The organism is Paenibacillus sp. P4_E11 (genome assembly GCF_056401635.1).
In genome coordinates, this window is sequence record NZ_JBFUIX010000016.1 from 1 (window position 1) to 15330 (window position 15330).

11 protein-coding genes and 1 pseudogene are annotated in these 15330 nt (G+C 50.6%); 3 read left to right on the top strand and 9 right to left on the bottom strand.

The genetic code is table 11. The features are described from left to right. Positions 1–127 precede the first annotated feature (127 nt). Positions 128–253, top strand: a pseudogene (locus tag AC1DWB_RS08915) (hypothetical protein); the annotation flags it as partial. 237 nt (positions 254–490) lie between these two features. On the opposite strand, the gene AC1DWB_RS08920 reads toward AC1DWB_RS08915, so the two are convergent. The 4 genes from AC1DWB_RS08920 to AC1DWB_RS08935 all read right to left on the bottom strand — a co-directional run bounded on the left by AC1DWB_RS08920 (position 491) and on the right by AC1DWB_RS08935 (position 7937). After that, a complete protein-coding gene (locus AC1DWB_RS08920; RefSeq protein ID WP_477540699.1) occupies positions 491–1285 on the bottom strand; it encodes a pentapeptide repeat-containing protein in 795 nt (264 codons plus the stop codon). A 493-nt stretch (positions 1286–1778) separates the two neighbouring features. Beyond that, positions 1779–3503: a hypothetical protein gene (locus tag AC1DWB_RS08925; RefSeq protein ID WP_477540700.1), complete on the bottom strand. Its 1725-nt coding sequence runs from the start codon at positions 3501–3503 to the stop codon at positions 1779–1781. Between the two features lie 30 nt (positions 3504–3533). Continuing rightward, positions 3534–4802 (bottom strand): efflux RND transporter periplasmic adaptor subunit, encoded by a 1269-nt coding sequence (locus AC1DWB_RS08930; protein ID WP_477540701.1) that lies wholly within the window; start codon positions 4800–4802, stop codon positions 3534–3536. Between the two features lie 33 nt (positions 4803–4835). After that, a complete protein-coding gene (locus tag AC1DWB_RS08935; protein ID WP_477540702.1) occupies positions 4836–7937 on the bottom strand; it encodes an efflux RND transporter permease subunit in 3102 nt (1033 codons plus the stop codon). 602 nt (positions 7938–8539) lie between these two features. Between AC1DWB_RS08935 and AC1DWB_RS08940 the strand changes: the two genes are divergently transcribed. After that, positions 8540–9028, top strand: a complete 489-nt coding sequence (locus tag AC1DWB_RS08940; protein ID WP_477540703.1) for a GNAT family N-acetyltransferase — start codon at positions 8540–8542, stop codon at positions 9026–9028. Beyond that, complete coding sequence (locus AC1DWB_RS08945; protein WP_477540704.1) at positions 9025–9969, top strand: phosphotransferase family protein; 945 nt, start codon at positions 9025–9027, stop codon at positions 9967–9969. The genes AC1DWB_RS08940 and AC1DWB_RS08945 overlap by 4 nt, the downstream gene beginning before the upstream one ends. Positions 9970–10193: 224 nt before the next feature. Here the strand turns inward: AC1DWB_RS08945 and AC1DWB_RS08950 are convergent, their stop codons facing one another. The 5 genes from AC1DWB_RS08950 to AC1DWB_RS08970 all read right to left on the bottom strand — a co-directional run bounded on the left by AC1DWB_RS08950 (position 10194) and on the right by AC1DWB_RS08970 (position 15198). After that, on the bottom strand, positions 10194–10937 hold the full coding sequence (locus tag AC1DWB_RS08950; protein ID WP_477540705.1) for a DNA alkylation repair protein: 744 nt from the start codon (positions 10935–10937) through the stop codon (positions 10194–10196). A gap of 91 nt (positions 10938–11028) precedes the next feature. After that, a complete protein-coding gene (locus AC1DWB_RS08955; protein ID WP_477540706.1) occupies positions 11029–11499 on the bottom strand; it encodes a hypothetical protein in 471 nt (156 codons plus the stop codon). 204 nt (positions 11500–11703) lie between these two features. After that, a complete protein-coding gene (locus AC1DWB_RS08960) occupies positions 11704–13293 on the bottom strand; it encodes an extracellular solute-binding protein (protein WP_477540707.1) in 1590 nt (529 codons plus the stop codon). 36 nt (positions 13294–13329) lie between these two features. Continuing rightward, complete coding sequence (locus tag AC1DWB_RS08965) at positions 13330–14220, bottom strand: carbohydrate ABC transporter permease (RefSeq protein ID WP_477540708.1); 891 nt, start codon at positions 14218–14220, stop codon at positions 13330–13332. A gap of 3 nt (positions 14221–14223) precedes the next feature. After that, a complete protein-coding gene (locus AC1DWB_RS08970) occupies positions 14224–15198 on the bottom strand; it encodes an ABC transporter permease (RefSeq protein ID WP_477540709.1) in 975 nt (324 codons plus the stop codon). Positions 15199–15330: the final 132 nt, after the last annotated feature.

A 15330-nucleotide genomic window follows, 5' to 3' on the forward strand; every position in this document is an offset into this window, starting at 1 on the left:
CCAGAAGTAAGAGTATCCAGTAATGCTCGTACCTTACCTTCAATAAAGGGAAGCTTTAAAAAAGTTACCTTTAATTGTAGTCGCAATCGTTGGACCTAGTGGAGCCGGAAAGTCAACATTAATCGGAATGTTAGCTCGACTATATGACCCGACTTCTGGGAATATTATAATTGATGGTTACGATATTGGCGAAGTGTCGATCGATAGCTTACGAACACAGATGGCTTTCGTAACGCAAGAATCGTACTTATTCCATGCTTCCATCAAAGAAAATATAACTTTCGCCAAATGGAACGCAACCGATGATGAGATAATTGCTCATCGCCTATCCACCATATTAAAAAGCAGACAAAATAATTGTTCAGAGCTTTGGCTCAAAACACTCTATACTCTAAGTTGTATCAGACGCAATTTGGTGCGAGAGCATAACGATATGCAACGCAGTCGGGCAGAGAAACCATTCCTGCACGACTGCGTTGGTGGAGATGAGCTAGTGATCTTGACACATCATCAAGGTGTTGCCGTCGGGATCCTTGAACAGGAACCACGATACTTGCGGACCGTGATTGATCTCATGCGTAACGGCGAACCCCAGCTGTTCCACATGTTCCTTGGTACGATCAATATCCGATGTAGCAAGCTTCAACGACACAGGTAACCATTCAGGCAGAGGCCTGTCTTCCATACCATGGGCATCCAACGCGATCCCGTTAGGCAAGAAGTACAAGTGATCGAACAGCAATCCATCTTCCCTGACCGGATATCCGAACAACTGGCTATACATGGAGATGGCCTGCCTAATATTGCGCACGTAGAAAAAAAGACCGAGGGAATAAGGCTGCACTAACGATTCAGACGACCGTTCCTGTTTGTCTTGCCGATCCAGCAATTGATCGAGGGGCTGACCATTAATGACCAAGCCGGTTACATCGCAGTTAAACAGCTTCGCATTCGTGAAATCACAATCCGTGAACACCCCTCGCTTCATGTTAGTATTGGTGAATTGTACCGGTGCTCGCCCACTTTGTTCCGATTCCGGCTGATCTTTATCCGAATACCCGATATGTTGAAAATGTGCTCCGCCCCACTGTGCGCCGTCAATCGCCAGATTACTCAGATTAGCGTCTGAGATGTTCATTCCGGTCAAATTCACGTCGTTCAGTCGAATGCCGGTAAGGTTAGCGCATTGAATCGTAACTTCCTCTGCCCTAACATTTTTGAAGCTCGATCCCGTTACATCTGAATTGACAACCGTAATTGCTTTCTTATCATTTTCGATTTTCATTTGTTGTTCCTCCTATAAGGTAGTGGGTCTCATCTATTAGATGCCAGGAATGGGAAATATCTATCATCGTAACCAAACATTTTGTATTCTGACGCTTCTCCACTCCCTCTACCAACCCTCTCTTGTTCTTCTTTCTTCCATGTAGTTAAGTCTTCCATGCGACCTATTCCGAATTCCGAAATGCTGCAAAAGTGCAGGTTTTTCGCCCCACCCTGTGTCAAGGCTAATGAATTCCTGCAAATGCGCAATATTCTATCGACAAGATCCCGATTTCGCCCGAACTACGGCTAAAATGTTGCCTAGGAGCTTTCGCAGCAATAGGGAACTTTCGGATGCAAAAGGATCAAATATCATATACTTTTGCAGGATTCTTGCGAATGAGCTCCGCAACAATCGCTTTCTGCATAATGCCAACTTCACGAATCAAGACCAAGGATAAAAGAAAAACCCGGCCAATAGAGGCCGGGTTCGAGAGCACTTGAACTTTTTCGTTCTATTGCTTCATTGTTTTGACAAGCCGCTTCGCTTCGCCGTTCGCCGTCTGGATCGATTCGTAGATCTTGATGGTGAGCGGCCATTCGAATTGGTCCGTGCGCAAGTTCTGGAACATTAGATGCTGTGCCCCGCTGATCAATCGGTTACGTCCCGAGAACGGCAGCGTCTCGGAGGCGATTAAGCGACCGCGCGTATCGTGCAGTTCAACCGTCATGTTGGCGGAGCTGGCATCAGTGACGACGTCCTCGGCCGACTGAATGTCGAGATCCATCTTCAGCTTGTACGTGTACCCCGCTGGACTACCTTGGGCCGCTAGATCCCACAGATTCATCTTAACCGTATACGGATAGAACTTTAACGTATTGTCGTCTGTCTCATCAGTCATGACCGCGGTCTTGAATCCGCCAATCGGAATGTTATAAGGTGCAACGGTCTGATTATCGAGCAGCTTGAGCAGCAGGTTGTCACCTTTCTCAGATGACGGGACTGCGAATGCATAGTTGACCACATAAGACAGTTTCGGCTCCAACTGCTGCACGGTCGTCGTCTGACGACTGCCCGTATAGCGGAAGCCGTCCGCGTTCGTCAGCTCCGTCTGGAAGGATGGCAGCGGCACTGGGCGCTCGCCCGTGTTGCGAACGAGGAACTTCGCGACGACCGTATTGTAACCCGTGGACTCGGATTCGTTCAAGCTCAGGTCCACGAGGGAGACCGTCGTCTCCTTATCGATCAGCTTGCTCATCGGGTCGAATAAGATTCGGTCGCCGATCTTATAAGCCGGGAGTGTGGCTAGGTCGATCGTATCTTGTTGTGGCAGTCCTACGTTAAGCCGTCCTACATTATAGTTCACAACAACAGGATTGTTGTTCTCGATGTCCACGAACGTCTCTGGGGTAAGCACGTTCAGGCTGTTCAATGTCACATTATTATCGGACAGGATCCCGTAATGCAAATATTTCTTCTCACCTGGCTTCAGTTGCACGTTCGTCTGCACCCGTTGGCCAGCATATACGCGGCTGTCCGACTTCCCGTCGATGCGGAAGTCCGGCACCGTCTCAGTGCGCGAACCCTTGTTCTCGGCGATCAAGGTGACGACTGTAACCGGACCTTGTGGCGTCTTCTCCCGAATCAACGTAACCGGTGTATATTGTAGCTCGCTAGCCAAGCCGGGGATCGTGAAGGACTCGCCCCATCGTTTCACTGCCGCAGCGTCGGTAATTACCGATTCCGCTCCGCCCCATGATAATCCCGTCACCGGAATAGCGAGGACCGCTGTCTCCAGCCTAGGGTACACGTATTCATCCACCTCGACCCAGTTCAACTCCGTCAAGTCCAATGCCGCTCCGTAGTCCAACGTCAGCATGTAGCTAAGCTCTGCCTTCTCCCGAGGCTGGATCGACTTAGCATTCGTGACGCTCGAACGCAGGGTATACTCTGTGCCATCGGCCGTCTTGACCCGCAGCTCGTAGTCCGGCACTCGGGTAACCCGGTTGCTTCCATTATAGAGCTGGACGATGGCAGCGATCCGCGTCTCCTCTCCCACGAGTTCACTGACCACACTCTTGACGTCCGCGCGGATGGAAGAGGTAAGCATATATTGGCCGCGCGCATCCTGTGCGGCGACGGTGCCGTCGGCCGCCAGGATGCTTGCAGGTGCCGCCGTCATGACGAGCGAGACGGTAAGTACGGCAGCGGTCAACGATTTTTTCCATGTCGGTTTCACTGAATTTCCTCCGTTTCAATCTAATTTCGTTTATTTGGATTCCGCGAGCTGCACTTTCTCTTTATCCTTCAACTGATTCTGACCGGAGGTGACGAGCTGCTCGCCTTCCTTGACCCCGGACAAGATTTCCTGGTTTAATTCGTTCAGACGTCCAAGCTGTACCTTGCGCTTCTCCACCGTATCGCCTGCGAGGACGAACACGAATGAATCTCCGCCTTCGCGTACCACGCTGAGCGTAGGGATTACAGTGACTATTTGCTCGTCTTCGGTTGTCAATTGGATCTGTACCTTCGTGCCCGGTTTGAGCGCCCCATTAGCATTCGCCGTTTCGAGTTCCAGCTCGTATGTTTTGCTCTGAGCGTCCATGGAGCCGGATAAATATTTGACCTTGGCCTTAGCCTTCTCTGTGCTGCCAGGTACATAGTACACAAGCTCTTGCTTGCCGCTGACGAGCTTAGCCGAGTTCTCCGTCAGTTTCGCCTTGATCACGATCGGGTCGAGTTGCTCCACGTGACCTACCTTGATCCCCGGCTGAACTGTCATACCGACCACAACCGGCAGCTCAGTCAAGATACCACTCACCGGCGTTTTGATCTCCAGATTGGAGAGGCTGCGGTCCAGTTCTTGCATGGACAAGGAGGCCGACTGGATTTGGTTGGTTAGCGCGGACAAGTTATCCGACGTTTCCAGTGTCTTCTGTTTTTGCTTCAGCAAGTCTAGATCCATCGCTTGGTTTTTCCACAGCGTCTCGGCTTGATCTAGCTGAGGCTTCGCAATCAGTCCTTGGTCGTAATCGTTTCTCGCTTTGTTGTACGTTCGGGTAACTTCGAGCTGCGCCTGTTCCATCTTCTTAACGCTATTGGCCATCTCGGTCTTGCTGGTAGCCAGTTCCTGCTTAGCCTTGACCAGGGCGTCCTGGCTGCTCTGTAGCTGGAGCGAAGCCTTATTCCGTTGCAATTGCGTGTCGGCAGTATCTAACTTCAGGATGACGTCACCTGCGTTGACCCGATCTCCGCGCTTCTTCAGAACTTCCTTCACATCCCCACTTGCCTTGGACATGACATCCAATTGCATCACTGGGACCACATCAGCCACTTGCTCGAGTGGATCACCTATTTTTTGCTTGTTTATTTTTTGCACCTTCACAGTCTTGATCGTCGTCTGCTCCTGGGCAGCCGCCGGGGTTGTCGAACCGCCTTCCGCCGAACAACCGGCCGCGACGGCGACTATCAGGACGAGGGCCGTGGCTAATTTGACTCTGCCGATTACTGATTTGCTTTTCCGCCTGCTATGTCTCATCTTCGCCTTAACTCCTTTATAAGAAAGTTCGTTTTACGCGGACGTGGTGTCCAGGGATTGCGCCTGCTTCGATTTGCGATGAACCATCCGCGACATGCGGTTCTTGAACGAATGAATCAAGTCATAGACGACCGGAACGACTAGCAGCGTCAGCAGAGTCGAAGTGGTTAACCCGCCGATCACGACTACCGCCAAGCCCTTCGAAATAATGGTGCCCTTGGACAATCCGAGCGCGAGCGGCATGAGTGCGAATACGGTGGCGCCCGCCGTCATGATGATTGGTCTCATCCGAGTCATACTTCCTTCGACCAACGCGTCATGTACGGAGTAATTCTCCTCACGCAGCTGTTGTACGCGGTCGATCAAGACAATGGCGTTCGTCACCACGATCCCGATCAGCATCAGGAAGCCGATGAGCGAAGTGATGTTCAGCGATTCGTTCGTCACGAGCAAGCCGATGAGGCCTCCGATCGCTGCCAGTGGTAGCGAGAACAGGATCGCGAATGGTGCACTGGCGTTTCCGAATGCAAGCACCATGACAAGATAGACGATGAAGATGGACGCTGCCATCGCCATGAACATTTGACCGAAGCTCTCGTTAATATCGTCGGATACACCTTTTACTTGGCGACTCACGCCCGGAGGCAGTTCGACCGTGTCGAGTTCCGCCGACACCTTGGTCGAAACTCCCCCTTTATCGGCATTGTTGATTTTGGCCGTTACTTGCAGCACTTGGGTTTGTTTCTCCCGGCTGATCGAGATCGGGGCATCGAGCTCGCTTACTTTGGCAATGTCCTTCAGATTAATCGTGCYTGCTTGTGTTTGGAGCGGAATGTTGGCGATGTCCTGAAGGGAATCCTTGAAGGACCGGTCCATCTCCAATTTCGTTTCATACGTAACGTTGTCCAGCTTGATATCTCCAAGCTCTTCTTTACGAATCCATGCGTTGACCGTTCCCATCACTTGTGCTGGGCTCAGTCCGTAGACGCGCGCCTTTTCGGCATCGACTACCACGTCCACTTCCATCTTTTTCTCGCCGAGCGAGTCCTTGATATCGAGTAACTCGGGGAAAGTTGCCATCTTCTCCTTGATGAGCTTAGCCGCATACTCGAGATTCAACAGATCGTCGCCCTTCAGCATGTACGAGAATTCGACCCCACCGCCTCCATCTCCACCGAAGGAAATCAATTGGGCTTCGACCCTCGAGCCACTAGGCATGTCACTCAGGAATAGTTTCTTGTATTGCTCTAGCGCTTCCTTCGCATTTGTATTCACGCTAACTTCGGTGAAGAGGTTGGCTTTGTATGGAATGCGATCCTTCCCGAAGTCATATCCAATCATCGATTCGACGTATGTAAATTTCGGTGCACCTGTATGGTCCTTTTCACTCTGCATGAACTTCTCGATCTCGCCGACCTTCGCGTTCATCGTCTCCATCGAAGTTTCGCGCGGCATCTGCAGACTGAATAACATCTGGCGGTCGGCTGCACTTTCCGGCATGAACGTCTTGGCAAGCTGTGGCACGATCAGAATGACGGATACCACGAACAGTAGGAAGGACAGTAGCAGCATCTTGATCCGGTTCTTTAACGACCAGACCAACAGGCCTTTATAAGCCTTCAGTAGCTTCCCGACCTTATTCTCGTCGTGAACCGGTATGTTCTTCTGCTTCATGACCATCAGCTTGGCGAGCATAGGAATGACCGTTAAGGCGACGACTAGCGAGGATAGCAAGGCACAGGCCAGTGTCAGCGCGAACGGACGGAACACTTCCCCCAACATGCCGCTAACGAAGGCGATTGGAGCGAATACCCCTACAGTCGTAATTGTCGAAGACGTAATCGCGGCGGAAACTTGTTTCGTCGCCAACTTGATGACCGATTCGTTGCGCTCATGTGCTTTTTGCAGCTGGCTATAAATGTTCTCGATCACGACGATGCTGTCATCTACGACGCGCCCTACGGCTATCGCCATCCCACCCAGCGTCATGATGTTAAGCGAGATACCAAGTCCCGACATGAACAAGAGGGTGATTAGAATGGAAAGTGGAATCGAGACTAAAACGATAATCGTCATACGAATGTTTCTAAGGAAGATCAAAATCATTAGTGAAGCCAGAATGGCGCCCAGCCCGCCCTCGCGAACCATACCGTCAATGGAATGCTTAATGTCCGTCGCAGCATTGTAGACCGAGTGGAATTTCACGGACGGCAGCGTTGTCGACCATTCCTTCATCAGCTTGTCAGCGGAATTACCGAATTCAACCGCGTTCGCATCTTTCGTCTTATAGAGTAGAATGCCGATTGCCGGCTGGCCATCGAGTCTCGTGATGAACGGGGACTCACTCACCGAAGCTATCTTGGCGATTTGCTTCAAGAGTAGTGTCTCACCTTGCATAGTACGGAGGGGTAAGTTGTCCAAGTTATATACAGTGTCTATCTTGCCTCGGACCCGCACCATCTGGTTTCGGCCTTCGAATTCGACCGTGCCGGCAGGGCTCGACATGAGTGCCGCACGTATCATATCCGTCACTTCCGATGGAGACAGTCCGTATTGATTCAGCGCGTTCGCGTCCAGGCGGATCGACATCTGCGCTTCGTTATTGCCTACGGAGTCCACATGGTCGACACCAGATATGCCGTTGAAGCCTGGTAGAATGATGTCTTTATACAGCTTCTCGAGCTCGACCTGGTTCATGTTGTTCATCCCAGTGACGGCCAAGTAATAGACCGGCTGAGATGCAAAGCCGAACGTCGCGACATGTGCCTTCTCTGCGCTCTGCGGGAGCTTCACGTTCGCGACCAGGCTTTCTACTTCTTTCTTGGCATCCTCCAGCTTGACGCCCTGCTCCAGCTCAACCGTGATCGACGAGAAGTTATCACTCGAACTGGAGGTTAAGTTTTTGAGCCCCTTCGTTCCGGACAGTGCTTTCTCTAGTGGTTTCGTCACTTGATCAAGTACGTCCTTCGGGGGAGCTGAGTACTGGGTCGTTACGAACACCGCCGGGAATGTGATGTCCGGCATGCTCTCCACCTTAAGTTGCCCAGCCGAGAACGTTCCCCCGATGACTAGCAACACGACCAAAATGATGACCGCCGCTATGTTCTTCATAGAAAAATCGGTCAAGCGATTCATTCGGTTTCTTCCCTCCTTTACGAGCTGGCCGATTTACGATTCCGCTCGTTTTGTGTCTTTCATTCGAACAATGACCTGCCTCTTAATGGTAAAATCTAACGACTTCTTGCAAAACAGCCTAAGGGCGGTATTTTACCTAGACTTAAGTCCGGTATTGTTGAAGAAGGGCAAGTTTCTTCTCAACAATCTTTATTAACTCTATTAACGTTATCCTACTAATCGTACTCAAACGCGGACGTGCCCGTCAACATTTAAAGTACCAACAATCTAGTAGGCGTATGTACTTCACACACAACAACCATACGTACGAAAGCAGCATATGGTTTCTCTGTTTTGATGAGATTCGAACCACTCGCTCTTCTACACCCACTATACTCCCTCATGATAGCGTCCTAGCTTTGTCTCCTATTCGGGGTTTGCCTTCCATCCTCTAAACTAGCTACCAAACACACGAAAAGCCCACCGCTCGGAAGCGATGGGCTACAGGTGCACAAACCTTATTCAACATCATATCAGAACGGCCATTATAAGTCTATATTTTTCTGAATTTTCGTGCCACAATTTGACTGTAACTACAACAGCTCGTGGAGGAGGAAGATCAGTTGAGTCACATTGCTGTAATCCCGCTAGAGGCAGCACAGTTGGAGGAAGCGAGCTTACTTCTTGCCGAATACATGAAAGATTCATATGGCAAAGTTCTCAGTCAGGCACTATGTCGAGCAAACTTGGCTGCCCTACTGGATGTGAGCTACGCTCATGCGCTTCTCGCTTACACCAATGGCGTTCCTGCAGGATTCCTTACTTACAGCTGGGCATTCTCGACTTCGAGCGGGCGGCCACTCGTGCGTATTCAGGATGTGTTCACCTCAGCAACATCCAGAAGGCAAGGTGTCGGACAAGCGCTGCTGCAGCGTTGCGCGGACATCGGGCGGGCGAACGGAGCACATCGGCTTCAGTTGGAGACGGATACAGATAATGAGGCAGCACGTCCACTTTACGAGAAAGTAGGATTTCAGTGGATCCCGCAAAAGGAAGTGTATATGCAGCCGCTGAGTGCAGCTAGTCTTAGAGAGAAAGAGGCGCGAGGATGATGAGGCAAGCCACACCGGAACGGTTGACTGCTTTTCGAAGAAAGCTGCCCGTATTGGATGAAGTCGAGGATTGGCAGTTGCTGCGTAAGTGGGCACTATCCGAAGTATACCGGGCTACGATGCCTTCAGGGGAGACGAGGATTATAAAGTGGGGCGGCGATGATATGGCGCGGGAAGCCGCTGTATACTCCTCATTGTTAGTCCCGCTCGGGATTCGTACGCCAATCGTATATGCCTTCGCCCAACATCACGACAGCGGATTGATAGTAATGGAAGATGTAGGTCTGCACAACCTTGAGCAGCAGCATGAGAGCACTTACTTTCTGGAGGCTGCTCGAGAGCTGGCACGATTCCGCACTATGGCTACAGCCCAATTAACTCGAACAAATGATGCTGTACGCTGGCTGGACTCTTACGTCTTATCGGCTGAGCATTTCATTGAGCTGTTGAATGATTTGCTCCAGGTCGAACGTTTGTGTAACAATGCCACCCTACTACGAGCGGCTGAATATGTTCCCTTGCAATTCGAGCACCTGTACCGCATCATACCGCCTACCCTAATCCACCATGATTATCATGCTAAGAATCTGGTCATCCAAGGGGATCGCATCATGCCGATTGACTGGTCGATCGCTTACATTAGTCCGCATCTGGGCGACTTGTACTGTCTCCTGATGGAAGCTCGCGGTTGGTGTGACATGCCGGAAAGGGACGTGTTGGAAGCGTATCAAGCGGAGCTTGACCTGATCTCACCCAACAAGGCCGGGTTAGACATTTCCAGCTTGCAGTGGCAGGTTCAAATAGGCGGTCTGTGTTGGCTGATCAAATCGTTACGCTGGCTCGTATATGGAGGTACAGATACGATTCCTGGCTCTGAGGAATGGATTCCGGACTTGTTGGGGGATATGGAGCAGCTGTTGAACCGAAGCATGCAGAACTAGACTCTCCACCTACAGAAAGGATTAGCGGAAAAAAGTTCCGCTAATGCTGAGATGTCCATCACTAATCTCGAATTAACGGCAACTATTTCCGCTATTATCCTGCTTCATTAACCACTCTACGATTTAACTTGATTTAACGGAAAAACCTTCCACTAATCTAGCTGGTAAATCGGCTAGTAGGACAATAACGGAAAAAATTTCCGTTATCTACCTATCCTACAACATCAGCAAATACAAGTCTTCCTCTTGGCTCCCAGCTTGCCGGCTGCCGTTACTTTGTGAATATAGTCCGTAGCGAGCGGCACCTTGCAAGCGGTGTTGCCGACATCGACGCGAACCGCACCGATGCGGTCCGCCACTTCAAGCGCCTCCTCGTGCAGTTCCACTACATAGGACCCGACACAGATGACGAACATATTCATTGTATAGCGCACTCGGTTCTTCGCAGTATGAATGGTCTCCTGCATTTGATTCATATAGCGGCGGATCTCGTCTAAGTCCAACTGATCATCGGGTGTCACGGACAAGTGGTTGGCGTATGTGCTCCAACCACAGGTGGCAATATATTCATCGTCAGATGAAATCCATTCTTTGGCCAGCTCAAGTGCAAACGGGCTTTCCGCCGCAATATTCGCCACCGTATACTCAGCCAGCCCATAGCAATAGGCGGACTTGACCCATTCTTGAAGCCGAGATTTCGTCATGGCCTGCGGATCGACGGTCAGCCCGGCCAAATACATCGCATCGTAATTACCGGTGTCGAACAGCGCTAACGCAAGCTGCTGATCCTTCTTCACCGTCTTCACCAGCTTCTTCATATCGCCGATCCTCACCCCGAATATAGGCTCCATCGCTCCATGACGAATCAAGGTCATCTTCGTCTGTTCAGTGCCCATAGCCTCCAGCTCCTGCATAACTCCTTGCACGGCTTGCTGCATGTCTCGTTGCTGTTCTTGCTGAAGCATCATCAACCAACCCGCTTCCCATCTATAATCTAACCATTGTACCATACAATGGGTCGAGGTGTGATTGGGGCGGAATTGGGAGTGGGATTGGAGTCTATTCATGAAACAATTCATATCGATTAGCCGGCTTCTTCCCAAGCCTGAGTGGAAGATGCTTCCCCTCCGTCTCCAACGAACCTTGAACTTCATGTTCAATTGCATGTACCGCTGCTGCCGCTTCCAGCTGTTCACCATGCTCGGAGAGGTCAAGCGAGAATAGCAGGACTGCTTCTCGCATAGCATGAAAGTCGATTTCGGTTGATTCCCCTTCATACAGCACATAATCCAGCCCAATCGTTGCCCCGTCCTCGACGATCTCCCAGCGGAAAGCCATTCTTGTCCGAAACTCGTGGAACACAGGCAGCTCCTGCTTCAATTCCCGCTCCTCTATGTCGGTGAACAGCTTGAGCCAACGATCCGGGCAGCGAACGCCTTGACCATACCAGTCTGGCTCATACACAAACGGTTGTTCATCGGATATAAGCACAGCATCCCCGCTGTCCAGCAGGGCCAACGCGTAGTCCAACGATTCCCTGATCGGATGAACATACTCCGCATTCTTGATCGTGGTATGGTAGCCTGGACTTGAGAATGGTCGGCGCAGCTTGACTTGTAGTTGCTAATTATTCAATTGCACCTCTTCTCTTGGGTTAGGAAACGGCCAAGCGCTTCTCCGGATGCCCTTCTTATCCGAAATAAGCGCTTGGCCGTGCATGGCTTGACCAATTCCTTATTTAAAATCGCCTTTGTTCTTCTGATACCAGTCTTGAACTTGCTTATCCACGTTATCTCCGCCAAGACGCTTCCATTCCTTACGAAGCTCGGCCATTCCATCCTGTGGCGTCATGGACTTCCCGCCGGTAATGACTTTCGTCTCAATCTGAATGGCGATTGGTGAGAATGTAGCAATCAGCTGCGTGAGCTCCGGAATATCCGGGCTGTACGGAATATCTCTACGGTATTTGTTCTTCATCGCTAGCTCAAGCGACTTCGCTTTCAGCTTGGCATACACTTGGGAGACGTCGTCTTTCGCCGCCATAGCCGGAATCATCTCCGGTTTCAAAACCGCATCGATCATAAGCGCGTACTCACCGGCATACCCGACTTCCTTGGTGAATTTGGCCTGGTCGATCGTCTGCCGAACACCGTCAGCCATCTTGAAGTGTACGTTCTCCTCTCCATTTTTCAGAGGGACCCAGCCATCTTTCAGCATCCAGTCTAGGAATTGAATGGCCGTTTTGATCTGATCTTCCTTCATCTTGCTGTTGAATACGGTGAACACACTCGGCGGAGCTTCCTGATACAAGCCGTTCTTGCCATATTTGGTGCTGACCGATTCCATCGGAACCATCTTCGCCTCCGGCACATTTTTCAACAATTCGCGATATTGGGCGTCGATCCCATAGTTGCTTAGGGAGATGCCTGCTTTACCGGTAGTCAGCAGTTGGGTAGAACGTTGGAAATTGGTGTCGGTAATATATTCCTTATCAATCAAGCCTTCGTCGAACAACGTCTTCTGGAAGGCAAGCGAATCAGTATAGCGATCGAGAAGTCTGCCGAATTGCAGCTTGCCGTCTTCCAAGTACCACTGATTCTCCTGAGTGAAAAATAATGTACGGAATATACTGCTGGCACTGGTGCTTAATGCGATCGGTACGGTATCTGCCTTGCCATTGCCGTCCGGATCTCCGTCTCTGAATTTGCGGGCGACATCAAGAAATTCGTCTGCAGTAGTTGGCATCTTCAAGCCGAGCTTATCGAGCCAGTCCTGACGAATCCACATCCCATGGTTAGCAACTGTGTCTCGTGCGAACGATACCGCGTACGTCTTACCGTTAACGTTCAGGAATGGTTTAAGCTCCGGATGCTTCTCCAGATAAGCCTTGTACGTCGTGCTGTACTTGTTGATATAATCGCCGATCGGCTGAATGGCACCTTGATTGGCCAGTTGGCTAATGTAATTCCGGTCGTATTCCCAGATTAGATCAGGCGCTTCGCCGGAAGCGATCAAGGCGTTCAGCTTGGCCTGCGCCTGGTTACGGGCAACGGGAACCCACTTGACATTCACAGGCGCCTTCTCATTGATCCACTTCGTCCACCGGTTGCTCTCATACGTGCCTTCCTCAGTCGGTACCGTTCCACGATCGAACATCGATACACTGATTTCCTTCTTAGGCCCTGCGCTCGCTGCAGTGGTTGCGCTAGGTGAACTGCTTGGTTGATTTGACGTGGATTTGCTAGTACTGCAAGCGGCAAGCAGGGTCACAGACATCGTGGTGGCGAGAACCGCTTTTCCTACATGGTTCAACTTCTTGCTCATGGTTACATCCCCCTATTAATAAATGATAGTAACAACTCAACCCTTCACGGATCCGATCAATACGCCTTTGACAAAATGTTTCTGAAGAAACGGATATACGAGCAAAATCGGTGTAACGGCAATAACGATGGCTGCTGCTTTGATCGCTTCCGGAGTCAGATGAACCCGATCTGCCGCATCGTTGCCCCCCAAGTTGTTCAACAGACTGTCATCTACCTTGCTGACCATCTGATACAGCTTCACATTGACGGTCAGTTTGGTCGTCTTGGTAATATAGAGCATTACGTTGAAGTAGCTGTTCCACCAACCTACCGCGTAGAATAATGACAATGCAGCCAAGACGGGCTTGCAGAGCGGCATGAAGATTTGCATCAGAATCCGCCAATCGCCAGCTCCGTCGATCGAGGCAGACTCTTCAATTTCTTCCGGTAAACCTTCCATGAACGTTTTCATCACGAACATGTTGTACGTACTGATCAATCCAGGCAACCATACGGCCCAGTACGAGTTCATCAGCCCCAACGTCTTGATAAGAATGAAGTTGGGGATAATGCCGGCGACGAACAACATCGTAACCGTAATCAACATCAGAAGCCCATTGCGACCGACCAATCTTTTTCTGGAGAGCGGATAGGCGGCGAGAATGGTCATGACCATGTTCAGCACCGTCCCGACAATCGTAACGATAATGGTATTGCGCATGGCCACGAATAACTGACCGTCTTTAAACAAACTACGATACGCATCGGTAGTGAACTCGACCGGCCATAAGAACACTTCACCGGATGTAATCGCTCTGGTACTGCTGAAGGATGCCGCAATCTCGTACCAGAACGGGAACAAGGTTGCTAATGAGACAACGCCAAGGAAGACATAAGCACATACCATTGCCAATCGATTCGAGCCTTTTATATTCGTCGTGTTCATCGCTTACCACAGCCCCCGTTCCCCGGATAGTCGGATCAGTCGGTTAACACCGACGACCAGAATGAGGCCGACTATGGATTGGAACAGTCCGATTGCCGTCGTGTAGCTGTAGCTCATGTTCTGCAACCCGACCCTGTACACATAAGTGCTGATCACGTCCGCCACATTCAGCACGGCATTGTTTTGCAGGACAAGTGTTTGCTCCAGTCCAACATCCATCATGTACCCCATTCTTAGAATGAGGAGAACAGCAATCGTTCCACGGATGCCGGGTAATGTGATATGCCACATTTGCCTCAGCTTGGTCGCTCCGTCCATCTTGGCCGCTTCATACAGCTGCGTATCAATCGAAGCCATTGCCGCCAAGTACAGAATCGTTCCCCAGCCCGCTTCCCTCCAGATGCCCGCCACCGTATAAGCAATCGGCCACCAGAACGAATCGGCCATGAAGTAGATCGATTCCCCGCCGGATATCTTCTTGAGGATAAGATTCACGATCCCTGTGCTGGGCGATAAGGCTGCAACAACGATTCCCCCGAGCACCGCCCATGACATGAAGTGCGGAATGTACAGCATGTTTTGCACAATACGCTTGAACCCGTTCGAACGAACTTCATTCAATAGAAGCGCAAGGACAATCGGCACAGGAAATCCGAATACGAGGCTGTACAAATTAAGCACGAGCGTGTTTCTTAATATCCTCCAGAAATCCGGGCTTGTAAAAATCATTTGAAAATGTTTGAACCCCACCCATTGACTCCCGAATACTCCGTCCGCGAACCGATAGTTTTTGAACGCAATGATTTCTCCGACCATCGGAGCGTACTTGAACAGCAGATAAAAACCGATTACAGGCAGCAGCATCAAATATAAATGTTTATCCCGCCCGATCCTTCTCCATACCGGCTGCCTGAGCATTCCAGTCGTCCCCGTATGCGTCCCGGTCCGCCCTTGTGTCTCCGGAAGCCTCCCTTTCATACCGTATCACCCTTCCCTGTGTCGTGCTGACCACGCTATCGTTAGCTTACGATTTTGATTGTAGGAGAGGGAGCTCGGGATGGAAATAGACGTGTTATGTGTTGCGTGTCAATTCTTACAAAAGCGATGTTA

Bases quoted from the DNA above. Each gene is read 5' to 3' on its own strand.
- AC1DWB_RS08945 (WP_477540704.1), top strand. From the start codon at position 9,025: ATGATGAGGCAAGCCACACCGGAACGGTTGACTGCTTTTCGAAGAAAG.
- AC1DWB_RS08960 (WP_477540707.1), bottom strand. From the start codon at position 13,293: ATGAGCAAGAAGTTGAACCATGTAGGAAAAGCGGTTCTCGCCACCACG.
- AC1DWB_RS08970 (WP_477540709.1), bottom strand. From the start codon at position 15,198: ATGAAAGGGAGGCTTCCGGAGACACAAGGGCGGACCGGGACGCATACG.
- AC1DWB_RS08920 (WP_477540699.1), bottom strand. From the start codon at position 1,285: ATGAAAATCGAAAATGATAAGAAAGCAATTACGGTTGTCAATTCAGAT.
- AC1DWB_RS08965 (WP_477540708.1), bottom strand. From the start codon at position 14,220: ATGAACACGACGAATATAAAAGGCTCGAATCGATTGGCAATGGTATGT.
- AC1DWB_RS08930 (WP_477540701.1), bottom strand. From the start codon at position 4,802: ATGAGACATAGCAGGCGGAAAAGCAAATCAGTAATCGGCAGAGTCAAA.
- AC1DWB_RS08950 (WP_477540705.1), bottom strand. From the start codon at position 10,937: ATGATGCTTCAGCAAGAACAGCAACGAGACATGCAGCAAGCCGTGCAA.